Source organism: Blastopirellula marina DSM 3645, from assembly GCF_000153105.1.
In the GTDB taxonomy this organism is placed as follows: domain Bacteria; phylum Planctomycetota; class Planctomycetia; order Pirellulales; family Pirellulaceae; genus Blastopirellula; species Blastopirellula marina.
The window spans coordinates 330,494-354,457 of record NZ_CH672376.1 but is presented as its reverse complement, the minus strand read 5'-3'; the positions used below and the strand labels follow the sequence as shown (position 1 = coordinate 354,457).

The window sequence follows — 23,964 nt, the reverse complement described above, 5'->3', positions numbered from 1 at the left end:
CCAAACGCATTCCCTCGCTGGCGCAGCGGGCTAGTGTTACGGTGTTCGACTTGGCTCCGATCCCTACTTCTCCGCTCATCATCCGCCGCCTAGCCGTGTTCCATCATCTTCCTCGCCTGTTTCCTCCGCGGCCATTTCCTGCACGCCGGGGACCGCGCACAAAATCTTCCGACGGCGTGCCGCGATAGGCGCGCGGAATCACGGGCCAGTGTTGCGTTAAGAAGTAAGCGTAGGTCCCGTCAGGAAACTCGGGCGTCACGCCGAAGCGACCATTGCAAGCGTCCAACTCTCCCTTGCCTTCGACATACTCGTAGTCGGCGAGGAACGTCCCGTCGTACGTTCCTCCCGGGCCTTGGGCGCCGCCGGGCCGTTTGCCTGTTTTCAGACGAAAGCTGCTGTCGAGTTCGACAATCTCGCTCGCGGCGTCTTGCGGATCTTGGTAGCCGTACATTGCATAAATCGGAAATCCATCCGCCGCCCAGCCGATCAGCGGCGAGTGAGCGCTGCGCCTGACATTCAACTCTTTGAGAAAGTCGTTTGGCAGTCCGTGATAGTGATAGGCGCCGTTGGGCTGCACATGCGCATGATTCGTGTCGATCCCCAGCGCGACAGCGCCCGAGAGGGCTTCGTACCGCCAACCGCCGTTGGGATCTCCCTGGTACCATTCGGCGGCGCCGGGATCAAAGGGGACGCCGTTGACGCAAATGCCAAAGCTTTGCATGGTCAGCGGCGTGATCTGCGACGCAGCCTTCGGCTTCGCCGGAATGCGATAGACGTAGCGCTGCTCTTCGATTTGGTGCGGATTGCCCCGGTTAGGAAACTGACCCGTCTTGTGATCAGGAATGCCGTTGGCCGAAATCACGCGATCGGCGCCGACGATTTCGATCTGCACGCGATTGGGCCCAACCGGCGCTTCGGTCGCCGGAACCAGTTGCAGCGGGCGCATCTGATTCGCCAGATGGCGGCGTAGCGGCGGACCAAACTGGGCGATCGCCAGGCCGGCGATCAGGGTGATGCTCAACAGCGACAGCGCAAAGAGGATGCGTTTGCGGGGCATAGAATTCTCAGCTAAACCGTGGGATGACATAGCTACTGTTTTAGCAGTATATCGTCCAGTTGCGGTTCGTGCGAGAGAAATGCTGCCCGTAGATTTGGGATGATCACCAATCAGGGGCCGAGTCGCGCACAGTCGGCGCTGCTCGTTCACCAGACGCAAAGGTCGCTTCGGCTAGATGACCGCCGCTTCGCCAAGTGGTACAAAGTACGGTGATTCTAAGAGTTGCCGCACTTGCGAGCCTGTCATGCAGCCCCAGGCCCTGCGTCGCGCGGAACCTACTTTCTTTTTCAGGCAAAGGGGAAATTGAGTGACACCCAAAGAAGTACTAGCGCTCTGTCGCGAAAAAGATGTGAAAGCGGTCGACTTCCGCTTTATGGACTTCCCCGGCATGTGGCAGCACACGACCATTCCGGTCGGTAAGCTGGTCGAAGATATCTTTGAAGATGGACTCGGCTTTGACGGCTCTAGCATTCGCGGTTGGCAAGCGATCAACGAGAGCGACATGCTGATCGTGCCCCAGGCCGACACCGCGTTCATCGATCCGTTTTGCACGCTGCCGACCTTGGTGTTGATCTGCAACATTCAAGATCCGATTACCCGCGAAGATTACTCGCGCGATCCGCGCAACGTCGCTCGCAAAGCGGTCAACTATCTCCGCTCGACCGGCATCGCCGACCGCGCGTTCTTTGGGCCGGAGGCCGAGTTCTTCGTCTTCGACGACGTGCGGTTCGATCAAAACTCGCACCAAGGCTTCTACTTCCTCGACAGCTGCGAAGGAGAGTGGAACCGCGGACGCGACGAAGGGCCGAACCTCGGCTACAAGCTGCGCCACAAAGAAGGTTACTTTCCGGTGCCGCCTTCCGATCAGATGATGGACATCCGCAACGAGATGATGCAGACGATGATCGAGTGCGGTCTCGACGTCGAATGTCAGCATCACGAGGTCGCCACCGGCGGCCAGTGCGAGATTGACTTGAAGTTTCAAGAGATGGTCAAGATGGCCGACCAGATGTTGATCTACAAGTACATCGTCAAAAACGTCGCCAAGAAGTATGGTAAGACGGCGACCTTCATGCCGAAGCCGATGTTTGGCGACAACGGCAGCGGCATGCATACGCACATTTCGTTCTGGAAAGACGACACGTTGATGGCCGGCAGCGGTTACGCTGGGCTCAGCGAAACGGCGCTTTACATGATCGGCGGCATTTTGAAACATGCGCCGGCTCTGTTGGCGTTCACCAATCCGACCACCAACAGCTACAAGCGACTCGTGCCGGGCTACGAAGCGCCGGTTAACCTGGCATACTCGCAGCGGAACCGCTCGGCTTCGTGCCGCATTCCGATGTACAGCCCCAGCCCGAAGGCGAAGCGGATCGAATTCCGCTGCCCTGATCCAAGCTGCAATCCTTACCTGGCGTTCGCCGCGCTGACGATGGCGGCGATCGACGGGATTCAAAACAAGCTGGATCCCGGCGATCCGCTCGACAAAGACATCTATGATCTGCCGCCGGAAGAAATGGCCGCCGTCCCCAAGACGCCGGGCAGTCTAGAAGACGCACTAGTCGCGCTGCAAGACGATCACGACTTCCTGCTCAAGGGAGACGTCTTCACGCAAGACGTGGTCGACACGTGGATCCACTATAAGAAGAAGAACGAAGCCGACGCGATTCGGCTCCGTCCGCATCCTTATGAGTTTTGCATGTACTACGACATTTAAAGCGGAATGCGGAAAGTGCGGCGCGCTTTCAAGGGAATGCGGAATGAAGTTGGAAAAACGCCGGCCAAATTGGTCGGCGTTATTTTTGCGCTCAACCGCGTTTTGATCGGTTGAAAATGCCGCCGGATAAGCGGGGTAATCGTTGTGATCGGCGCAGCAAGACGCTGGATTGGGCGGTAGGTGATCACCAATTGCTCACCTATGGATTATTTGTCTTCTCCTGTGTTTTTTCTTGCCCCCAAAATCAGAAGCTATATCTCCTTGTTCTCACGCTCTCCCACTTCCGTGATTTCAGGACCCTAGCCCCGATGAAGATTCAAACAAAACTCTTAGCGATTCTCACCCTGTTGATCCTGGGCGTCATCGCGTTCGCCTGGCAAGCGTATCGCAATGCGGCCGTCGTGGCGGCAGACGCCGCTGACGTGCGCAGGTTGGCTGAGGTATCGATCTCGATTGGCAATCTGTTGCACCAAACGCAAAAAGAACGCGGCATGTCGGCCGGTTTTCTAAGCAGCGAAGGAGCCGCCTTTGCCGACGCGCTGCCGCTTCAACGCCAGGAGACTGATGCACGGTTAGCCGAGCTGCAAGCAACGTTGCAGGCCGCCAGCGCCGATCTCGATCCACAGGTGATTCAACAGACGAATGACGCGATTAGTCGATTAAATCAACTTGTGAGCTTGCGGCAGAGAATAACCGCGCAAGACATCCCAACGCCGCAAGCGATCGCCTTTTATACCGATGCGAATCAACTGCTGGTCGACGCAATCGCTTCCAGCGTGTTTGGCGTCGTCAATGGACCGCTGCAGCGCCGCCTGAACGCCTATCTGCATCTGCTGATGGCGAAAGAACAAGCCGGCGTCGAACGCGCCGTGCTGGCGAATGCGTTTGGCGGCGATGCGATGAGTCGCGCAGAACACGCTCGGCTTATTGCATTAATTTCGACGCAGAAGGCCCACCTGAACGATTTTAAAGTGAGCGCCTCAGCGCCGCTGGCGGCGACTTTGGCTCAAACGCAAAAAGCGGAGGCCTCGCAAGCGGTGAACGGATATCGCGCGGTGGCGCTCAAGAATGCGGAGGCCGGAAATTTTGGAGTCGAAGCGACCAAGTGGTTCGCTGCGAAGACGGCTCAGATTGATCTCTACAAGTCGCTGGAAGATGCGACTTCCGCCGATATCTTACAAGCATCCGAACAATTGCGAGCCGGCGCCAGCTTTGTCGCATCGCGAACTTTAGTGGCGGCGCTGCTGACGATCGCGGTTTGTCTTGGCGGCGCGTTTTGGATTTTGCGGACGCTGCGAAATCGATTCGCCAACCTGGCCGGAAGCATGCGAGATATCGCCGAAGGGGATTCGGATCTACGCAAACGTTTGCCGGAATCGAAGGACGAATTTGGCGAAGTGTCAAAATGGTTTAATGTGTTCGCGACGCGATTGCAGGGATTGGTCGGCAACGTACGAACGAACTCGAACACGCTGAATCATTCGGCGAGCGAGTTATTTTCAACCGCCAATTTGCTCTCAAGCGGCGTCCAAAACGCTCGTTCATCAACAACGACAATGGCCGCAGCCGCCGAGGAAATGAGCGCCAGTCTGGCCCAGTTGGACGCGACTTGCAAAAGCATCGGCAACAATATCGGCGGCGTCGCCAGCAACATTGGCGACATGGCCGAATCGGTTCGCGAGATTGCGTCGAACGCCGAACAAACCGCCGCGACGACCGATGGAGTAAGTCGAATCGTCGGCCGCAGCAACGAGAAGATTTCGCAGCTGAGTCGAGAAGCGGACGGCATCGGCAAAGTGGTCATCGTGATTCGCGACATCGCCGAACAAACCAACCTGCTGGCGTTAAACGCTACGATCGAAGCGGCGCGTGCCGGCGAGTCGGGCAAAGGCTTTGCGGTGGTTGCGACCGAAGTCAAATTGCTCGCCCAGCAAACGGCGACTGCGACCGAAGAGATTCGCCGGCAGGTCGAAGCGATCCAGGCCGCCGCCCAAGAATCGGTGGAATCGATCACTGAAATCACCGGCGCAATCGGCTCGGTCAGTTCGGCCGCTCGGACGATCGCCGCCGCGGTTGAGCAACAAAGCACGGCGACCCGACAAATCTCGTCATCAGTGCAAGATACGGTCAGCGCGGTGACGGCGTTGACGATCGGAATCAGCGAATCGGCCGCCGCCAGCGGCGAAATTTCTCGCGGGCTGACTAGCGTGGATACGGTCATCGCCGAAACCGCGGCCGCCGCCCATCAAACCGATACGTCCAGTTCGTCTCTCAAGAACTTGGCGACCGGGCTGGAATCGTTGGTGGTGGAGTTCACGACGTAGTACCGTTCGACTCACTCAAGAGGCGGAAGCGGCGTGGACGGAAGTCAACGCCGCTTTTTCTATGGCTACGACCTTTGTTCAGCGAGTTCGAGATTAACGTCCGAAAGCTTCGCGGTTCGCTTTCAGGAAAGCTTCGCCATCGGTCGTATCGGGCTCGATCGTCGTTCCTTCCCACCATTCGTTCCAGCTGGTGATCAGGTAGATCGAGCCGATGCCGTGGCCGACCGGTTGTTTCGGCAGCGCTTGCATCATCGCGATCATCGTTTGGTACTGCTCCGGCGTGCCGGTCAACGTTCGCTTGCCGCGGAAGTCGTGATACTTGGGCATCAGCGTCGGGCAGAAGACGGTCTGCTCGGCCCACGTTTGGAAGACCGGCAGCGCTTCGCGGCGCATGTAGTCGACCGCCGGTTCCCCATCTTTCACCAGGTCGCTTTCAAACATGTTGTAAGCGGTGTAGGCGTCAAACAGCGGCTTGCCGTCTCGCAGACCGTTCTCGGCGGTCGCCGGATCTTTTTGCTCGCCCAAGATAAACGGCTCGTCGGCGATGAAGTAAAACTTCTGCCCGACGGCGGCTTGGATTTGTTCGAGAATCTTAGCATCAAAGTTGCGGAACGTACGCGTGACGTACAAGACGATCACGGGGCGCCCGTCGATTTTCAAATAGCGCTCGTCGCCGCAAAACTGCTTGTTCAAATATGCCAGATCCTCTTGGAATCGGCGGACGACGCGTCGCTTGGAGAAGTCGATTCGTTCGTTCGTCTCGCCATCGGCGGCGTCCAGCCGACCGAGCGACTCGTAGATGAACGCATACTTCAATTGGTCGGCGTTAGCGGCTTGCAGATATCCGGCGCGAAAATGTTTATCGGTCATGTCTTGCGGGCCGCCCCACGAGACGACAAATCCGTCGAGTCCCGCCGCTTGGGCCCATTCGATATGCTGGGCCGCGATCTGAGGATCATCAGAACCATAGTTTCCGAGCGTCGGTTCGCCGAAATAGCCATGCCGCGTCCAGTCTCCCTTGTGATACCACGGATAGTAGTAAGCCAACACAAGATCGCGCGGCGGCTCGGCGGCGGAAAGCGAGGCGCTCCAATCTCCGATCAGGACAAGCAACAACAAAAGGGGCGTGCCGAAACGTTTCATGAGAAGAAACCTGCTAGGTGAGCAATGCAAATGGAGGCCGCGGAAGGCCAATAGCGGTTTGCTGGAGAAAGTTACGAAAAATTTCCAACCAAGCGGCTCCCCTGATTTGTGGCGAGCGTCTCCAGCGTGCGCTACAATAGCGAGCGACTCATCCCGCGACCTTGTCCTATTAGCCCTGAAAACTGGGGAGCGCGCATGTCCGATTTGGAAGATGGCGAGTCGGTCGAAATGAAAGGCTCCGGCGCCAAACCGTATGTCTTGAAAAATGTGGGCGGCGTTTACTCGTGCTCTTGTCCCGCTTGGCGAAACCAGTCGGTCGCGATCGAATCACGCACTTGCAAGCATCTCCGCAAGCTGCGCGGCGACGCCGCCGAACTGGCGCGGATCGGCGGCGCACTGCCGGCCAAGCCCCTCAAAACGCCGAGTGAAAAAGGGGGACCGCCGCTGCTTTTGGCGCAGTCATGGGACAACGCGGCGGATCTGTCGGATTGGTGGATGAGCGAAAAGCTGGATGGCGTTCGCGCTTATTGGGATGGGCGAACGTTTCTCTCGCGGCAGGGGAACGAGTACCATGCGCCGGATTGGTTTGTCGCCGGTTTTCCCGAGACGCCGCTCGACGGCGAGCTGTGGATCGAGCGCGGCAAGTTTCAGCGAACGGTCAGCGTGGTCCGCCGGCAAGACAAAAGCGACCATTGGCGCGAGGTCCGTTTTCTAGCGTTCGACGCACCGGCGATCGACGCTCCGTTTGAAGAGCGATTGGAATTCTTGCACGCTACGCTCCCGGCAAAAAAGTACGAGTTCGCCAGCGTTCTCGCGCATCAGCGCTGCACAGGCGCCGCGCATCTGCAGTCCGAACTAGCCCGGATCAACGCGCTCGGCGGGGAAGGGTTGATGCTACGCGAGCCTGGCTCCAAGTATGAGGTTGGCCGCTCCTGCTCGCTGCTCAAAGTGAAAACGTTTCACGACGCCGAAGCAGTCGTGATCGCCCATCAGCCCGGCAAAGGCAAGCATAAAGGGCGGCTCGGCGCGCTGTCAGTGCAAATGCCGGATGGAACCGAGTTCTCGGTCGGCACAGGCTTCTCCGACGCGCAGCGCGGCGCTCCGCCAGCGCTTGGCAGCGTCATCACCTATCGCTATCAGGAACTTTCTGACGGCGGCGTCCCTCGCTTTCCCTCGTTCGTGCGACTCCATGAGAGTCAGCAAGACTCCGTCAAGATCGACGCGCCTGCCCAGCAGGGCGCCAAACCAAAGTCAGGCCATTCCCCCAGCGCTGAGAAACGTTATTTCGAATTGGTCGACGGCAAGTCGAGTAAGTTTTGGGAAATTCAAATCGATGGTCTCACGGTCAGCGTCCGGTATGGTCGCATTGGCGCGGCCGGCGCCAGCAGCGTGAAACAGTTTGCCGACAGCGCGGCCGCCGAGAAACATGGGAATAAGCTGGTCGCCGAAAAAACGGCGAAAGGGTATGAAGAGAAGTAGGCGATCGTCGCCTTGCGATACCCCAGGCGCCCTTATGCAAAGTTAGTCTCGATGGATCTCACCGCACCGGCCGTTTTGTTTCCTGCGATCTCTCTGCTGCTGTTGGCCTATACGAATCGCTTTTTGGCGCTGGCCGCGTTGATACGTACGCTGCACGATCGCCATCTCGCCCACCCTGACCAGCTGATTGTCGCTCAGATCGGCAACCTACGGTTGCGGGTGATCTTGATTCGCAACATGCAGATATTCGGCGTGCTGAGTCTGCTGCTCTGCACGATCTGCATGTTTCTGTTGTTCTTCGGCTGGAAGTTGGTCGCCGAGGTGACCTTTGGCGCCAGTTTGCTGCTGATGACCGCGTCGCTGGCGATCTCGATCTACGAGATTCAAATCTCGGTCGACGCGCTCAACTTGCAGTTGCGCAGCTTGGAAGATTGCGATCCCACCCAAAAAGGCTCGACCTAGTCTTCGTCGTCCTCGTCCGCTTTGCTCTTTTTCTTGTCGACCGGATCGCGGCGAAAGACGGCGACCACATCTTCGATCGGGATGACGAAGAGCTGGTTGTCCGCTTCAAAATCGACCGGGATCGCATCCTTGGGATGGAACAAGATCTTGTCGTACTGGCGCAAGGGGAAATCGGAGTTGTTCTCGATCTGAGTCGAGATCGCTACGATGCGGCCGGTGATCGTCGGGATCTCGGCCTGATCAGGCAGCGCGATCCCCCCCTTGGTTTCCCGTTTCGGCTCATCTTTGCGGACGAGAACCCGAGCACCGATCGGCTCGACGTATTCAATCGCTTTGCTGCGTGTTTTTCCGGCCATATGCACTTTTCAGAGGATCAAAGGAGCCAAACTCTCCACGGTAATTCTTTTCGGAATTCGCAACAAGGCAACGGGCCCCCGGAAGTTGCGGCAAATCCGAACCTTTCCGCGCCGCGCTACGTCTAAAATTGCGGAAAATCATCTTCCTCGGTCACGATCGTACGCCGCGTCGTGGCAATCGCGCATCTATTGACGATAAAACGACTTACCCCGTTTTGGTGGAGACAGGAAATCAGGAAAATGCGCTTCCCGGGCCCTTGACGATCCCACAAGGGAAGTCCTAAACTTGAAAACTTCCCCGACGCAGTCCAGTCCCATCAGGGGCAGACTGTCAGTCGAGAATCGGGCGGTTAGCTCAGTTGGCTAGAGCGTTACGTTGACATCGTAGAGGTCACAGGTTCGAGCCCTGTACCGCCCACTCCATTGAAAAGCTTTGCCGTTGCAATCATTTGCGACGCAAAGCTTTTTTCATTTCTTGCCACCGGACTGGACCGGACCGCATCGCTTTTTTTCATCATCGCGGTTAGCCCTGATAGCTCGGCTATCAGGGCCAACGAAGTTGGCAAGAAGCATCGGTCCGAGGCTAGCACCCCACCGGCTGCTCCCTAGACCAATAACGTTTACAGAACGATCCTCCACCGCATGCGGCCAGAAAGCGCCAAGTTAGGACTGGACCGGACCGCAATTCGTTCTTCTCGCAGTAGAGGAGAGTGGACTCGACGGCTTCGTTTTTTTCCGCGGGACTGGACCGGACCGCTGTAAAAACTGCCTGCCAAATTGCCCAGTCAGCCCTAAAGTTAATCTGGGTAGTTTGGGGTCGGCATCTAATGAGGGAGTTGACCGGACCGCCAGCCCTTTCAAAAACGCGAATTGTAAAGAGCCGCGGAGCCAGGCGGAGCTGCCTGGCCGGCGATCGTCCCCTAGGCAGGCAGCTACGTAAGCAGTGCCGATTTTCTGCTCGCTGCACGGCAATCGACCACGAATCCGTGCGTGATGTCAACGGATAATCTTGGACCGCCGCGGACGGCCTGCACATCGGCGATCCGCCTCCGATACTGTTTCTCGGTTGGCCGTGATCGCCCAGGCGCCGTTGCCAACTGTTCGCCGCCATGTCTTCCACGTGAGAACTTCGTTGCATGAAGGCATTCCATCACCAATACCGTCGGTCCCGAATGCTACGGCTTGGCTTGGCAATGATTGTGCGTGAGACTTCGTTTCGATTGCGACGATGGAATGGATCCCCATGCAAGGGGTCTTCTCCGACGCATTCATGGCCGCGCAAGGCCGCGGCCTTGCGCGCGGCTAGGCGGACAACAGATCAATGGGATGCTCGCGGGATTGCTCGGAGCCCTGGCCGCGATGTTGTGGGAAAGGGGGGCTGAAATCAACGTGTCGCTTTGATCTAGTCCAAGGATTTAGCCGACGATGAGTCTCGAGCAAATAAAATGGCCATCCCTATTTCTGCTGTTCGTTTCACTTTTGCATGGAGGCTCATGTTCCCCCCAAGACCAGCAAACGAAAAGCGCGTGGGGAACTCGATGGTCTTTTTTTTTGCGGGGCGCGATTACACGTTTGCCCTGTACATTAGCTTCGATGACCAACGATGGACGCGAAATGATGGGCGTGAATCGCGTCATTTCGGACGATTTATTTACGAGTACTCGGGGCCCGACGACAACGCAATTCTGCGAGACGAGTAGGAAAGATTGTCGGCCTGAGTAGACTCGCAAGTTGGGATGCGCCGGCGACAAGACGCTTGCCTCTGCGGCTGCAAAACTTGTTAACGCATGCCAATGACGATTGCCGGTTTTGAAGCATGTGCGAGTGTAGATCGCTGTGTGAATTCCCCGTGGATGGCGCGACATCTTGTTGCGAAAGCAACCCAACCAGTCTGGGACAGACTGGCTGGGCCACCCTGCGGGTTTTCGTTGGGCTACTTGCTCAGCTTCTTTTTCGCTTGAGCGACCCCTTTGCTCACCGTGTCGGCAAATTCGGCGGCGTCCATTTTCGCGAGCATCAGAAAGGCTTCGGAGAGCACACGCTTTGTTTCAGCAACGGTGATCGCCGTCTTGTCGGTATCAACGCGGCGTGCGATCTCGTTGTAGAATTCGTTCAGTTTCATTTTCGCTTCCTTTTCTAATCGGTTTGGGAGATGGCCAACCGTTAAAGGATAAACGACCAGCGACGCTGCCGACATCCTGCAGCGGAAAAGGCTAGGGCTGCCGGCTTCCGTAGACTTCGATGTCGGCGATGCTGGCCCGGCCGTCGGCGCCAAGATCGTCGATCGTTACTCGCAAGTAACGAGCAACAACCGGCTGCATCTCGACATCGGTCACATTTTCTACGTTGCCTTTGTAGGCGTCGATCGTGCTCCACTTAGCGCCGTCGAGACTTGCTTGCAAGGTAAAGGCACGCGTGTTTTGCGCTTGCTGCATGCCGCTGGCGCCGGCGTGCCGGATCACATAGCGGTTGATGCGATAGGCGGCGCCAAAGTCGAGTTGCAACCACGCGGCGTCTGGATCGGAGCAACTCCAGAGAGTGACAGGCGTACCGTCGATCGCCTGCTGCGCCAGATCGGCGGCCTGGCCGGCGCTGATTTTTGTTAGCGGCGACATCGCTAGATTGAACGGCAGTCGGTGCGACTCGTTCGCGAGATTGAAATAGTGATCGGCGCGGACGAACTCAATTTTGTCGGGGAATTCGCGATTCAACTGTTGGGCCAGCTCAACAATTTTGGCCGGCCGCATTTCGCCCCAGATGTCGACTTGATACGACAAGAAGAGAGGCGCTTCGCCGTCCCAGTTTTTTAGTTTGGAGCGTAGGGAACGATGGATATGCTCGTACGTTCCGGCGTAGGGAATCACCAATTTATCAAACGGCAGTCGCTGCTCTGCGATACTGCTGGCGACCGACGGCACGTCTTTAAAATTTTGCACCGTCGCTCCGTAAAGCTGCCGGCAATTTTTGGCGTACGACGCACGTTGGGCAGGCGTCGCGTTATCCCAGATCGTCACCGCTCGCAGTCCTGCTCGCTGGAGATAGGTTTCGGTCAGCCGAGTATAGCCGTCCAGTCGCACGGGATCGGTCAAGTAATCACCCACGGCGGCGCCTGGCTCGGTCAGCGTGTTGAAGGGAATCGCGTAGCCCATTCCGGATGGCCCGGCGACAAAGCAGTCTTGGGGAGTTGCCGTCGAGTAGTAATAGTTGAGGATGCCGGGGCCGATATCGACCAGGCCAGGCGCGATGGTCCAGTTCAATGGGATCTGCCCACGTGACGAGGCCGACGCGTCCCAGATCTTGCGCAGCGCATGTTGCGTATACTGGATGTTGTCGCCGTCGCTGATGAAGATCGCGATGTAGGCTTTGTTGGCAAGGGGCGGCTTGGGCGGGACCGCCGGAATTTGAATGCGATGATCGCCGCCGCTGAAGAGCGTGGAGCTGACGTAGTGGTCAGCCGGCATGGTTCCGATTCCAAATTGAGAAGCGGTTGTGATCCCGGAGCGTTCGGTCGCGTACCATCCCAGCACGATGGCCTTGCCTGCGGTCATGTCGCCGAAGAATTTTTCGAGCAGCGCCCGTTCGTCAGGGACGCGACAGTCGAGCCAGACAACCGCCGCGCCGCAAGCCGCCGCCATGTCGCGGGTATGGTGAAAGTCACCTCCACGGCTGGGGCGAGCGCTGATGATCAACCGCTTTTCGCACTTTTCCCAGTAGTGGTTGTAGAGATGCTCGTACACTTCCAGCGGTGAAGACAACGACAGATTGGTTAGATCGAGCGCGACTTTTAGTTCGATCCCGTGACGTTGGAGTTGCGCTTGCATCGCGCTGGTCACCGGCAGCAAGCGATTCAAGCCGGCGACGGTGCTGGCCAGATTGCGTAGATGAGCGTTGCGGCTGGGATCGTACAACAGCAGGCCGTCGACTTCATCGGCGTACTTGGCCAATAGATCGTATTTGTCGCGATAATCGAAGACATTGAGTGGTCCCAGGGCGACGGTCGAAGTCTGGGCCCAGGTATCACGTCCCTCGTCGGCGCGGGCGTTTTGCAAATAGATCCGCGGTTGCTGGCGGTTCACATAGCCTTGCAAAGCGGCGAACGCGATTTGCTCATCGATCGTCAGCGATTGGATCGAGATCGCATCAATCCGATCCGCCGGCGTAGCGAAGATGGGCAATGCCTGACCGGCAGGCCACGCGACGCCAGACTCGATGTTGGCGACCTGGGGGTAGGGGGAGTAATGGTTTTTGGGGCGATCCGCTTCCGCCCCATTGGTACTGCCGCTCGTGAGAATTACCGCTGCGCAAATGCAAAATGCTGTTGTTCTGGCCATCACTGGCTGGGTCCTCCGCTCGATTCCGTTTGCCTTCGAACTATTATAGCTCGTCGCCGCCGAGAGGGGCGGCGCCTGCACGACCGAGAGCGGCGACCCGGCGGCTATCGGTGCGCCAAGATATTGACGAGTTTGCCAAACGGATCGCGGACATAGAAGCGGCGTACGCCCCACGGCTCATCGACCGGCCCATATTCGATCGCGAAGCCGGCTGCTTGCATCGCGGCCAGCGCTTCGTCCACATCATCCACTTCGATCGATAGGTCCGGCGTCGACGTCTCGTTGCCTCCTTGCGTCATAAAGCTGATCTGCACTGTCATCTGCTGCGGCGATCCGTAGGTCGCGATCCAGCCAAAATCCATCCATAGATCGAGCCCAAGCACGTCTTGATAAAAGCGTTTCGCGAGGGTGGGATCGGCGGTCGACACGTTGGCGACGATGCGTTGGACTTGCATGTTACTTTTCTTGAGATTGCTTTCCCACAAGTTTCTCACGCATCACAAACAGCGTCACCAAAGCAACCGGCAGCAGCAGCATCCAACCGGCTGTCGTCCAATCGCTGTGAGCTTCGGCTGCGGAGATTTCAAAATCTAGGTCGGCGGCGGCTTGGCCTGTGACTGTCATGTGAACTTGCCAGACGCCGCTCTCAGGCAGCAGAAACTTGGCCGCTTGCAGCAGCTTGTTGGTTGCGGCGGCTTGCGATGCAGGTTGCATAAGGATCTGGCCAGACTCGCTGGTCAGCCGGAAATCGATCTGGACGTCTTGCACGATCTGACGCGCAGAGTCTTGCACCATCACGCTGAGGTCGACGGGGCCGGCGCGCAGCGGCGTAGGCGAAGTGAAAATCGTCACTTGATACGGCCCGACTTCGCGGCGCAGTTGCACTTTGCCCCCGTCGGCCAACGTGACGTTGACTGTTGCGATGCAGACCGCGAGCGACAGCACTGTTTTACAGGCCGGCGACATAGGCTCCTCGCATTTCCATCGGCTGCAGCAATACCCAGATGCAGGCAACAAAAAAGAGCACCAAAAAAATCGCCCAGGGCGCGAACGTGCGCAGCGCGACTTGTGAGCTGGAATGTTCGCGCTGCGCGATGCGATAAGCGGCCCACAGCGACATGCAAAGACCGACATCCAGAAACAACAGCTCCAGCGGCAACAGCCAGGCGATCGAGCCGGCCGTGCAGCAACTGCAAACGCCGCCGCCGATCAAAAAGTTGGTCGCCAAATGATCGTTCGCCATGCGCTGCGTCGCCCACAGCAGCGAGTCGGCGCTGGTGAACAGGTGAAACGAGTAGTGCGCCAACCACATCCCCAGTCCCAGAGGAATCAGCGCCGGCGCGAATCGCATCACCGGGGCGCGCCAGTCGGCGGTCTCGTCGACTTTCGCCAGCGTCGCTTTCCCCAGCAACTGCATGAGTAACCAGGGAGCGGCGAGCAAGCCAAGCAGCATTCCTATCGTGACAATCGGCAAGCGTCCCCAGCCGAGCACCGCGGTCAACGCTTCCTCCAAGTTGACCAGCGGCGCCGTCATCCAGGCCGCGTTCAATAGCGCGGCGAACAACAGCACCACAATCAGCGCCGCCAGATCCAGACGCTGACTATATCGTCCGACGCCGGAGCGAGCGGCGTCACTCACCAGATCGATGCCGGGACGCAACTGCACCAGCGTGATGTTTTGGTGAGGGCAAGCGTCGGCGCAGTCGAGACAAAACGTGCAGTCGAGATTGCCTTGCTTCTTGGGGACGAACAGCGAGAGTTGGCACCCGGCGGTCTGCTCATTGCCGGCCAGGCAATCGCGCGTGCGGCATCCGGCGCAAACGTCCGGCGAACGAACGGCGACTTCGCTGGGAGAAACAAGCGACTGCACGAAGTTGAACTGACCAATCGGGCAAACATATTTGCAAAATGGCGCTTGCGCGAAGAGCAGATCAAACAGCAGCGCGACTACGAAAAACCCGATCACAATCAACGCCGTCCATGCCGGTCGATCCCACAACGAGAACGCTTCGTACGCCCAAAAGAAGCACGTCAACAGGGCGACGGCCGGCCATTTGTTTTGCAGCGATTTGGGGAAACTGTACTGCAGGTTGAACTTCTTCGCGACGCCGCGCAGCACGGTGAAAGGACAGACGGCGCAAAAGAAATTGCCGCCGACGATCAGCGAGATCACCAGGATCGCGCGCCAATGAATCCACGGAGCCACGCCGGCCAGATTGAGGGCCGAGATCTGCGGACCCAGCAGTCCGTCGATGATGATCAGCGCTGCGAGTGTGAACATCACCCAGCGCAGCGTCATTCGCACCGCGCGACGCTCAAACAGCCGCGCCCAAATTGACTGGGGCGGGCCGAGCGGTTTTGGCAAGCGGCGCGCCGGCGTGACCGACTGAGGGTTTCGGCTACGCTTGGCGATTGCTTTGCTGCTCGACATTTGCTCGGCGACGATCCAGAAGAGCGCGATCACATAGGCGAGCGAGGTTGGAATCCACATCACGGCGCCGGCCAACGACTGGTCGTCGAGCGGCGTCATATTCCACAAGTTGGGCGCCGCGGCGTAGTGCGGATAAAGGACGCGGGGCGAGAAGGTCAGGATGCCTGAGAGGATCGTCCCTTGCACGCCTGCGAGAAACAGATAGGGAACCAACAGCCAGCGCGAGTAGGTGGTTCGCAGCGGAAACGGCTGCATCACCGGATGCCAAAACAACAGAGACGCCGTCAGAAACATCGCATGCTCGACGCGATGCCAAAAGCCGCTTTCCAGGGCTAGTTGATAGCAGGCCGGCGCATGCCAAATCCAGAGGGTCGCCGTAAACGCGATCCAAGTAACTTGGGGACGAAAGAGCCAGGCCAGCGCCTGTCGCAGTCGCCGCCAGCGTGCGAAAGGGCGGATCCACTCATCACGCAACCACTTGGGCAACCCGATCAGCAGCGGCAGCTCGGGCGCGGCTAGCCAAACCAGCGGCGGCGCTACGATCATGAGCAGCAGATGCTGCACCATGTGGATTTGAAAGGAGAACGGCGCCAGCGCATCGAGCGGCGATTGCAGCGCGACAAAGATAGTCAGCAGCGCACCGCAGAAGGCGGCAAGTCGCCAAACGGGAAAGCGATTTGAACCGCGTTGGCGCAGGTTGCGCCAGCCGCGAAAGTAGATCCAACCGCTGACGAAGAGCGCGAAAAGGATGCTGGGCGAAAACTGCCATGAGCTGCCGATCGCACTCAAAAAGTCGGCGTTCACGGCGTTTCTGCGGGGGCGGCGACCAGAGACTCGGCAGCGGCTGAGGGAACCGCCGCCGGGGGAATTCCTGCTGGTCGCAGCTTGACCAAAAACGCGACCAGTGCGGTGACTTCGGCGCTGTTCATTTGCTGGGCGTAGGCCGGCATGTTGCCGCCTCCTTGCACCACCTGGCGAACCATCGCCTCGGGATTCATGCGAATGCCGACTTCGGTCAGATCGGGGCCACGTTTTCCGCCGGCGCCTTCCAACGCATGGCAGTTGCGGCAACATTTGTTTTGAAAGACGACGGCGCCTTGCAGCTCGAGCGGCGACAGCTTTTCGACGATCCCGGCAGGAACCGGCGTGCTGCTCCAAGCTTCCATGTCAGGCGACCAGGGAGAGGTCGCTCCGTACCAACCCAGGATCAACAGCGTGACAAAGGTCACCAGCACGACTAGCACCGCCACCGGACGGCGGCGAGCGCTGCGTTCGCCGGAACCGGCCACAAACGGAACGGCGACCAGCGCCAAGATGCCGATCACCGGCAGCCCCAGCATCAGGAAGGTTTCCATCGACGGCGGTGATAACGCGGCCATCGCGAAGACCGGCAGAAAGTACCAATCCGGGCGCGGCTCGGCATGAATCAACGTGGGATCGGGGATTTCGCCGGGGCCCTTGGGGCCAAAGATCACCGCCAGGCCGACCACGATCAACACGGCCACCGCACACGCGACGCCGTCGCGGTAGAGCGCATGCGGGAAGAACGGAATCCCTTTTTCGAGCAGCTTTTCGTATTCTTCGCCGTAGGTCGCTTTGTCGACCGGCTGCCCAGGGGTGGGCGGTTCCGAGATGCCGCGCTTCACCACCAGATACAAGTGGACGACCAGCAAGCCGATCAAGAGGCCCGGCAAGATGAAGACGTGCAGCGTGAAGAACCGGCTGAGCGTTTCGCTGCCGATATACTCGCCCCCTAAGATCAAATGAACGATCGACGGACCGGCGAACGGAACGCGGCCGGCGGCGGAGACCGCAACGCTGACGCCCCAATACGAGTCGCCGTCGTAACGCAACACTTGTCCGGTAAACGCTAAGACGAGCGTGGTCGTCAGCAGTCCGACGCCGACGATCCAGGTCAATTCGCGCGGATACTTGAACGCGCCCATCAAAAAGACCTGCGTCATATGCACCATCAACATCACGACCATGCCGGTCGCCGACCAATAGTGGATCGCACGCAACAGCCAACCGAACGGCGCTTCGTAGTTTAGGTACTCGAGACTCGCGTAGGCGTCCGCCGCCGTGGGTTGATAGATCATCGCCAAACAGACGCCGGTGACGATCTGCAACATCAGCAGCGTCAGCGTCATGCTGCCAAACACGTACATCCAACCGACCGGCTTGGCCAGCGCCGCCGGGACCGGATGACGCATCACGGGCCAGATCGAATCGCGCAGCTCGAGCCGATGTTCGAACCAGTCCCAGACTTGCTTGATCGTTTTCATACGGATGCTGCGTTAACCTGGTTGCTGAAGCGTGGGCAGGTGTCCTAGCTTGACCAGCAGATCGCCTTTTTCCAGACGATGTTCATACTGAAACAGTCCCCGCGGCGGCGGTCCTGACGCGTGGGACCCATCTTCGTAATAGACGCCGCCGTGACAGGGGCACATAAACAGTCCGGCGTCGGCCAACCAATTGACCGGGCAGCCAAGATGCGTGCAGTTGATCGCGAATATCTGGAACTTCTCTTCGTCAGCGCGGCGCACATAAACGGCGATCTTGCCCGCGTCCCCATCCCCTAGTCCATGCAGCGGATTTTCTAGATCGATCAGTCTCGTTTGCCCAATCGGAAACTGCTCGACCTTGCCGGCGGTCGTCCATTGGTCTCCGCGCTTGCGGAGCGGACCCAGCAGGAAGCCGACGATGGGTACGCCGGCCGCCGCCGTGGCGAAGGCGCCCAAGACGATGGCGCTCCATTGCAGCAGACCGCGGCGTTCTTCGTCAGGCGAATTAGAAGTGGGGGGCGAATGCGTCATGATCAATCGATAGGTTTATTGGTTTTCGTCCGCCGGGAGAGCGGCGATCTTGGTCGGTTGTTGCAGCGAGCGAACGTAGGCGGCGATGTCGGAAATTTGTTCGGAAGTGAACGCTTCGCCGGTGTGCGATTTTTTGCCGAGCGTCACATAATCGGGCATCTTCAAATCGGGCCGTCCGGTGATGATCAATCGCCGCAGCACGATGTCGCTCATCAACCTGGCCAGCGCCGGTTCGTTCAAAGCGCCAGCGTCGCCGCCCACTCCGGCGTCTCCGTGACATTTGGCGCAGGAGGTTTCAAATAGCTCTTTGCCGGTCATAACGTTGGCGTCTTTCAGCCCGGCCGGATCGGCGGTCGAAACCTGATACGGCGGCAATTTGTCGGTCGGCGTGCTGGCGGCTTTCCAGGTTTCGCGAATTCCGGCGACCAAGATCTGCACCTGGTCAGTCGTCAGCGAGCCCCCTTGGTCCTTTTCAAACGCCGGCATCAAGGTCCCTGGGCGGCCATCGGCGATCGTTTCGCGCAATTGGTCATCGCTGACGATCGCTTGAAACAACGGATCGGCCAGCGGCGGCGCTGGGCCAAGATCGCCTGTGGCGCCGTGACAGCCGATGCAGTTTTGTTGGAACAGCACATGGAAGTCCGTAATGTCATCTGGCCGCACGAAACGTTCGGCCGGGTCCGGCTTGCCGCAACCGATCGACATTGATGCGAGCAGCAGAATGGCGGCGACAATCGCATAGAGGTTAGCTGTTGGCATCGTGCGGCTCCTCTTCGCTGGTAGGCGACAGACGAAGGGCCGAGATTTTTTCGGACCGCACGACGACCAACCCCATTACGATTCCAAACGCAAACTGCGACGCGATAAACCAGGGCCAGCTGACATAGTCGCTCATCACTGGATTGAGCACGCCCATGAAGCTGTAGATTCCGGCGGACCACAACAGCGGCCCCACGACTCCGCCCCAAAACACCGGCGAGCTGGGAAGCGTCGGCAACAGCACGCCGAAGAAAAGTCCGACCAGCAGCGACGTGACCGTATGCAGCACGACGCCGACTAACAGCGCCGTCAGGCTGAACTGGCTGAGTTCGACCGCCGTGTCATCGGCGAAGTGGGGGAGGATCATCGCCGCGAGCAAGTTGATCGGATACCACAAACCGCGTCCGCTGAACAAGCCATAGAGGGTTGCGACGATCGCCATCACGGCGCCGCCGGCTAAGCCTCCTTTGACGCCGGCCGAGTACGGGTGGACCTTTTCAGGAAGCTCGAGACGTTGCCCTGGAGTCGGCGAGAGGACCCGCTTGTGCGAAGGGCGAATCGGTCGAGCTCGTCGCTCCGGCGCGACCAAGGGTTCTTCGACTTCGGCCTCGTCGGTCAGCAATTGTCCGAACCAGCCGAACAACGCGGTGAAGACGATTCCTAGTCCGACGATCGAAAAGATCAAATTGGTCGGAATCCCGATCGCCATCAGGCCGACTCCGGACGCGAGCACCATCGGCCAAGCGGTCGGACGCGGCATCGCGATCGCTTCGTCATGCGGCGGCGGATCAGGATTAGCAGACAAGTCAGACATGGTTGCTCGTTACGTTCCCATCCAATAAACGACCCCGAAAATCACAATCCAAACGGCGTCGACAAAATGCCAATACCAAGAGACCAGTTCGGTCGCTTCGCTCTTGGCGCTCAAGCGACCGGCGCGCTCGAGAAACGTGATGACGGTCAGCAGCACTAGTCCCAGCGTGACGTGAAACGCGTGAAAGCCGATCAACGTATAGAAGGTCGTGCCAAACAGATTGCGGCCGATCGTGAGACCGTCTTGATAGATCAGTTCTTCCCACTCGTAAGCGGTGCCGACCAAAAACAGCACGCCGAGCGTGATCGTGCCGAACATCCAGACGCTGAAACCGTTCAGGCTCTTCGCTTTCCGCGCGTTCATCGCCAGCATGATCGTACCGCTGCTTCCGAGCAAAAAGGCGCTGTTGATCACGGCGCGCGTCAGGCTGAGCGACTCGGCCGGAGTGGGGCCGGTTTGATCTTCTCCCAAATAAATCAAATAGGCGACGACCAGCGTGCTGAAGAACGCCGCTTCGGAGCACAGGAAGGTCGCCATGCCGACCTGCGCAGGGGAAAGCGGAAATTCGCTTTCGACCGGCGGCGGGATCGGGATCTCTTCGTCGACGTTGGGCTTACTCATATTTCCAGTCCGGATCTTCCGGATGTTTCAGGTCCCATAGCGGTCGCCGGCTGCGTACCGTCGGGATTTGTTCAAAGTTATAAGACGCCGGCGGGCTGCTGGTCGCCCATTCCAGGGTCCAAGCGTCCCACGGATCATCGCCCGCTTTCTGGCCCGATCGCAACGAGAGCACCAGATTGATAAAGAAGATCAGAAAGCCGATCCCCATGATGAAGGCGCCAATCGTCGAAAGTTGATTCCAGAAATCCCAACCTTGGCCTGCTTCATAGGTGTAAACGCGTCGCGGCATCCCCATGATTCCGGCGATGTGCATTGGGCCAAACAGTAAATTGAAACCCACAAACAACAGCCAAAAATGCCATGCGCCCAGCGTCTCGCTAAGCATCTTGCCGGTCGCTTTCGGGAACCAGTAATAACAGCCTCCCATCAGCGCGAACAGGCTGCCGCCGAACAGCACATAGTGAAAGTGTGCGACCAAAAAGTAGCTGTCCGAAACTTGCCAGTCGACGGGGACCGTCGCCAGCATGATTCCGGTCAATCCGCCGATTAAAAACATGCCGAGAAAACCGAGGGCGAACAACATCGGCGTTCGCAGTTGCAGTCGTCCGCCGTAGAGCGTCGCGGTCCAATTAAAAATCTTGATGCCGGTCGGCACCGCGATTAAAAAGCTGGCGGCCGAAAAGAACGCGTCCAGCCGATCGTCGAGCCCGACCGTAAACATATGATGCGCCCAAACGCCCAAGCTGATGAAACCAATCGCCGCAGTGGCCGCCGCCATCGACGCGTAGCCAAAGATCACTTTTCGTGAAAAAACCGGCACGATTTCGGAAATGATCCCAAACGCCGGCAGCGCCATGATATAGACCTCGGGATGCCCGAAGAACCAAAACAAGTGCTGCCATAAAATCGCCGATCCGCCGGCCTGGGTGTCAAAAAAGTGGGCGCCGGCGTAACGGTCCAGCAGCAGCATGATCTGCGCCGCCGTGAGCGGAGGGAACGCGACGATGATCAGACCGGCGTCGACCAGCATCATCCAGACGAACAGCGGAACCTGGTTCAGTTTCATCCCTGGCGCTCGCATCGTCAGGATCGTTGCGATCAGGTTGACTGCAAAGGTCAACGTACCGACGCCGCTGACCAGCGTTCCCAAGATCCAATAGTCGACGCTGCCGCCGCGCGCATAGGCAGGCGAAGTGAGCGGAGCGTAAGCGAACCAGCCGACGTCAGGCGCCGAACCAAGTCCGTACAACGCGTCGCCGGTAAAGTAGCTCGTGTACAGGATGCACCCGCCGAACAGGGCCAACCAAAAGCCGAGCGCGTTCAAGCGCGGAAAAGCGACGTCGCGGCAGCCGATCATCAGCGGCACGAGATAGTTGGCGAAACCGGAAAGCATCGGCATCACGACGAAGAAGATCATCGTCGTGCCGTGCATCGTGAACAGTTGGTTGAACGTATCGGGGCCGATCAGCGTGTTGTTAGGAACCCACAGTTGCAAGCGTATGAGGAGGGCCTCGACGCCGCCGACGACCAAAAAGAAGAGACTCATCAAAATGTACAGAATGCCGATCCGCTTGTGATCGACCGTCGTCACCCAACCATGCAGTTGCGTCACCAGCGGCGAGGCCGCGCTTGATTGTCCTGTTTCGGCGATCGCCATGGTTATTCCAACGTCATCAGATAGTCGACCAACTGTTTCACTTCTGTCGGACTGAGCCGCATGTTCGGCATCCGGCTCCCTGGCTTCGCCTGATCGGGATCGGTTAACCAGTCGGCCAGATTCGTACGATTGTTCTCGAGAACGCCGGAGGCGATCGTATGGCGGCTCATCAGGTGCGTCAGATCGGGGCCAAACTTGCCGATCGCAGGCTCTCCGCGAATGGTATGACAATTGGCGCAGGCCTGATCCATAAAGATCTGCCGACCTGCGTCGACCGAAGCGGCGACCGCGGCGCTGCGCTGTTGGTCAGCGACCCACTTTTCAAACTCGGCCGGCGAAACGGCGGTCACGCGGATCAACATTTTTGCATGTTGCGTGCCGCAGTATTCGGCGCAGCGGCCTTCGTAGATTCCGGCCGCATTCGCTTCGAGTCGCATGCGGTTCGTCTTGGCCGGGACCAGGTCGGTCTTGCCTGCTAATTTCGGCACCCAAAAGCTATGGATCACATCGGCCGATTCCAACTGTAGATAAACGGGCGTCGGCGCGTCGGCGTCGGATGTTGGAATGACCAACTCGTTGGCGGTCGTAAATCCAAACTCGGGATATTCAAATTCCCACCACCACTGATGGCCGACGGCGCGGACGCGCAAGGTCCCTTCGGTCGGCGGCTCGGATCGCATTGCGATCACCGAGCGAATCACCACCAGACTGAGCACGAGTACGATCAACGTGGGAGCCAGCGTCCAGGCGATTTCGATCGGTTGACTACCGTAAATCTGCGGCGGTTCGCTATCGTCGCGCGGCGCACCCGGCGGATCTCGAAAGCGATAGATGAAATAGGCGAGCGCTCCGCCGACCAGGACAAAGATGAGCGTCGTGATCGCCAGCACCAAATAGAAGAGCTCACGAATTTCGATCGCGTCAGGGCTCGCCGGATCAAACATTTCCGGCGTCTGCGCCACTAAGACCAGCGGCGAGAGCGCGACCAGCGCCAAGGCAAGCGGCCAGCGCATCATACCCCAGTATGCTTGGCGAAATCTCCCCTTGCGCAAGCTTCGCATTCGCGTTTTCCAGTTGGGTGCATTCGTCCATGGTGAGCATCGTTCGCATTACATTCGCTTGTCAGGCGGGGTGCTGTCAACTATTCCCCGCAAATTGCTGGACGAGCATCCCGTTCAAGCTCGCCAAGTCTTCCTATTGTGACGGAGAAGCGACAAGAATTTTCAGCGAAGTTCATAACGCTGCAGTGGATAGGTCTCACCGTCGATGATGCGATAGTGCGTCACGCTGCTGCAGACCGATTGTCCCGAGGGGGGCTGAAGCAGCAACGTATCGGCGACTCGCTTCCAATCAGCTGGGCGAATCGAAGCGATCGTAAATTGGGGATTCCAATCTTCGCCGGCATAGGGGAAGCCGGATCGCTCGATCGATTCTCGCTGCAAAGGAGTAAAATTCTCCAGTACGGCGGCGTAGTGCTGCAGGGTCGCTTCTCGATCGCGTTGCTCACAAATCGCGGCCGCAATCTTGGATTGCAGATCTCGCAGCGCCTGTTGCGAAGCCTGGCTGACGCGAATCGTCAACGTGCGATCGCCGGTCCACGGGTCTGCTTCTAGCACGTGCCAGCCGGCTAGTTCGGTCTCGAGCGGAGCGAATTGGCCAGCGACCTCGGCGATCGTCTCGTCAATTTCGACCCCTTCCGGAAAACGCGCCAGATAGGCGGTCATGTGGGGCGGGTCATCAAGATAGGTCTGGTCGCCAATCAACTGTCGGACATCGTCTTTGTAGGCGCGCAGTTTCACCGCCCATATTGGACTGGGATCGATCGAGACGAAGTCGGTGACGAAGGTACGAGCCATAGCGGGCGAATCAAGCAGGCTGAGCAATCTTTAGTAGCTAACAGAGTGGAACAAATCCGGCTTGCAGTGACAACCGCGATTGGGGGATTTAGGCGGCCAGTATCGAAATAGAGTTCCGCCAGCGATCGGCCATGAAAAGGG

The 23,964-nt window shown here is 58.5% G+C and carries 20 protein-coding genes and 1 tRNA gene; 5 read left to right on the top strand and 16 right to left on the bottom strand.

Features of this window, described 5'->3' with window-relative positions:
* Nucleotides 1-103 precede the first annotated feature (103 nt).
* Nucleotides 104-1,057, bottom strand: a complete 954-nt coding sequence (locus tag DSM3645_RS03120; RefSeq protein ID WP_002650565.1) for a YHYH protein — start codon at nucleotides 1,055-1,057, stop codon at nucleotides 104-106.
* A gap of 307 nt (nucleotides 1,058-1,364) precedes the next feature.
* On the opposite strand from DSM3645_RS03120, the gene glnA reads away from it, so the two are divergent.
* Complete coding sequence (gene glnA / locus DSM3645_RS03115; protein ID WP_002650564.1) at nucleotides 1,365-2,774, top strand: type I glutamate--ammonia ligase; 1,410 nt, start codon at nucleotides 1,365-1,367, stop codon at nucleotides 2,772-2,774.
* A 308-nt stretch (nucleotides 2,775-3,082) separates the two neighbouring features.
* Nucleotides 3,083-5,098: a methyl-accepting chemotaxis protein gene (locus DSM3645_RS03110; protein ID WP_002650562.1), complete on the top strand. Its 2,016-nt coding sequence runs from the start codon at nucleotides 3,083-3,085 to the stop codon at nucleotides 5,096-5,098.
* A 93-nt stretch (nucleotides 5,099-5,191) separates the two neighbouring features.
* Here the strand turns inward: DSM3645_RS03110 and DSM3645_RS03105 are convergent, their stop codons facing one another.
* The gene (locus DSM3645_RS03105; protein ID WP_002650561.1) at nucleotides 5,192-6,241 is read right to left on the bottom strand and encodes a glycoside hydrolase family 99-like domain-containing protein; all 1,050 of its coding nucleotides are present in this window, start codon (nucleotides 6,239-6,241) and stop codon (nucleotides 5,192-5,194) included.
* 195 nt (nucleotides 6,242-6,436) lie between these two features.
* Here DSM3645_RS03105 and DSM3645_RS03100 point away from each other — a divergent pair, with 195 nt between their 5' ends.
* Nucleotides 6,437-7,720 (top strand): DNA ligase, encoded by a 1,284-nt coding sequence (locus DSM3645_RS03100; protein WP_002650560.1) that lies wholly within the window; start codon nucleotides 6,437-6,439, stop codon nucleotides 7,718-7,720.
* Between the two features lie 51 nt (nucleotides 7,721-7,771).
* Nucleotides 7,772-8,182: a DUF2721 domain-containing protein gene (locus DSM3645_RS03095; RefSeq protein ID WP_002650559.1), complete on the top strand. Its 411-nt coding sequence runs from the start codon at nucleotides 7,772-7,774 to the stop codon at nucleotides 8,180-8,182.
* On the opposite strand, the gene DSM3645_RS03090 is transcribed toward DSM3645_RS03095, so the two are convergent.
* Nucleotides 8,179-8,538 (bottom strand): co-chaperone GroES, encoded by a 360-nt coding sequence (locus tag DSM3645_RS03090; RefSeq protein WP_002650558.1) that lies wholly within the window; start codon nucleotides 8,536-8,538, stop codon nucleotides 8,179-8,181. The genes DSM3645_RS03095 and DSM3645_RS03090 overlap by 4 nt on opposite strands.
* Before the next feature lie 344 nt (nucleotides 8,539-8,882).
* On the opposite strand from DSM3645_RS03090, the gene DSM3645_RS03085 reads away from it, so the two are divergent.
* Nucleotides 8,883-8,956: transfer RNA gene (locus DSM3645_RS03085), tRNA-Val, on the top strand.
* A 1,515-nt stretch (nucleotides 8,957-10,471) separates the two neighbouring features.
* On the opposite strand, the gene DSM3645_RS03080 is transcribed toward DSM3645_RS03085, so the two are convergent.
* The 13 genes from DSM3645_RS03080 to DSM3645_RS03015 all read right to left on the bottom strand — a co-directional run bounded on the left by DSM3645_RS03080 (nucleotide 10,472) and on the right by DSM3645_RS03015 (nucleotide 23,823).
* Nucleotides 10,472-10,660 (bottom strand): hypothetical protein, encoded by a 189-nt coding sequence (locus tag DSM3645_RS03080; protein WP_040352050.1) that lies wholly within the window; start codon nucleotides 10,658-10,660, stop codon nucleotides 10,472-10,474.
* 91 nt (nucleotides 10,661-10,751) lie between these two features.
* Nucleotides 10,752-12,869 (bottom strand): discoidin domain-containing protein, encoded by a 2,118-nt coding sequence (locus DSM3645_RS03075; RefSeq protein ID WP_002650555.1) that lies wholly within the window; start codon nucleotides 12,867-12,869, stop codon nucleotides 10,752-10,754.
* Between the two features lie 104 nt (nucleotides 12,870-12,973).
* Nucleotides 12,974-13,324 (bottom strand): VOC family protein, encoded by a 351-nt coding sequence (locus DSM3645_RS03070; protein ID WP_002650554.1) that lies wholly within the window; start codon nucleotides 13,322-13,324, stop codon nucleotides 12,974-12,976.
* 1 nt (nucleotide 13,325) lies between these two features.
* Nucleotides 13,326-13,835 carry a hypothetical protein gene (locus DSM3645_RS03065; RefSeq protein WP_002650553.1) on the bottom strand — a complete coding sequence of 170 codons (510 nt, stop codon included), beginning with the start codon at nucleotides 13,833-13,835 and terminating at the stop codon, nucleotides 13,326-13,328.
* Nucleotides 13,819-16,104, bottom strand: a complete 2,286-nt coding sequence (locus tag DSM3645_RS27595; protein ID WP_002650552.1) for a cytochrome c oxidase assembly protein — start codon at nucleotides 16,102-16,104, stop codon at nucleotides 13,819-13,821. Before DSM3645_RS27595 ends, DSM3645_RS03065 begins: the two co-directional genes overlap by 17 nt.
* The gene (locus DSM3645_RS03050; RefSeq protein WP_002650551.1) at nucleotides 16,101-17,585 is read right to left on the bottom strand and encodes a cytochrome b N-terminal domain-containing protein; all 1,485 of its coding nucleotides are present in this window, start codon (nucleotides 17,583-17,585) and stop codon (nucleotides 16,101-16,103) included. Before DSM3645_RS03050 ends, DSM3645_RS27595 begins: the two co-directional genes overlap by 4 nt.
* 12 nt (nucleotides 17,586-17,597) lie before the next feature.
* Complete coding sequence (locus DSM3645_RS03045) at nucleotides 17,598-18,116, bottom strand: QcrA and Rieske domain-containing protein (protein ID WP_002650550.1); 519 nt, start codon at nucleotides 18,114-18,116, stop codon at nucleotides 17,598-17,600.
* Between the two features lie 15 nt (nucleotides 18,117-18,131).
* Entirely contained in the window at nucleotides 18,132-18,875 is a 744-nt protein-coding gene (locus tag DSM3645_RS03040; protein ID WP_002650549.1) for a c-type cytochrome, read from the bottom strand.
* Complete coding sequence (locus tag DSM3645_RS03035; RefSeq protein ID WP_002650548.1) at nucleotides 18,862-19,689, bottom strand: hypothetical protein; 828 nt, start codon at nucleotides 19,687-19,689, stop codon at nucleotides 18,862-18,864. The genes DSM3645_RS03040 and DSM3645_RS03035 overlap by 14 nt, the downstream gene beginning before the upstream one ends.
* Before the next feature lie 9 nt (nucleotides 19,690-19,698).
* The gene (locus DSM3645_RS03030; RefSeq protein WP_002650547.1) at nucleotides 19,699-20,310 is read right to left on the bottom strand and encodes a cytochrome c oxidase subunit 3; all 612 of its coding nucleotides are present in this window, start codon (nucleotides 20,308-20,310) and stop codon (nucleotides 19,699-19,701) included.
* Nucleotides 20,303-21,967, bottom strand: a complete 1,665-nt coding sequence (gene ctaD / locus DSM3645_RS03025; RefSeq protein ID WP_002650546.1) for a cytochrome c oxidase subunit I — start codon at nucleotides 21,965-21,967, stop codon at nucleotides 20,303-20,305. The genes DSM3645_RS03030 and ctaD overlap by 8 nt, the downstream gene beginning before the upstream one ends.
* A gap of 2 nt (nucleotides 21,968-21,969) precedes the next feature.
* Nucleotides 21,970-22,983 (bottom strand): cytochrome c oxidase subunit II, encoded by a 1,014-nt coding sequence (coxB, locus tag DSM3645_RS03020; RefSeq protein WP_002650545.1) that lies wholly within the window; start codon nucleotides 22,981-22,983, stop codon nucleotides 21,970-21,972.
* A 207-nt stretch (nucleotides 22,984-23,190) separates the two neighbouring features.
* The gene (locus tag DSM3645_RS03015) at nucleotides 23,191-23,823 is read right to left on the bottom strand and encodes a 2'-5' RNA ligase family protein (RefSeq protein ID WP_002650544.1); all 633 of its coding nucleotides are present in this window, start codon (nucleotides 23,821-23,823) and stop codon (nucleotides 23,191-23,193) included.
* Between the last annotated feature and the right edge of the window lie 141 nt (nucleotides 23,824-23,964).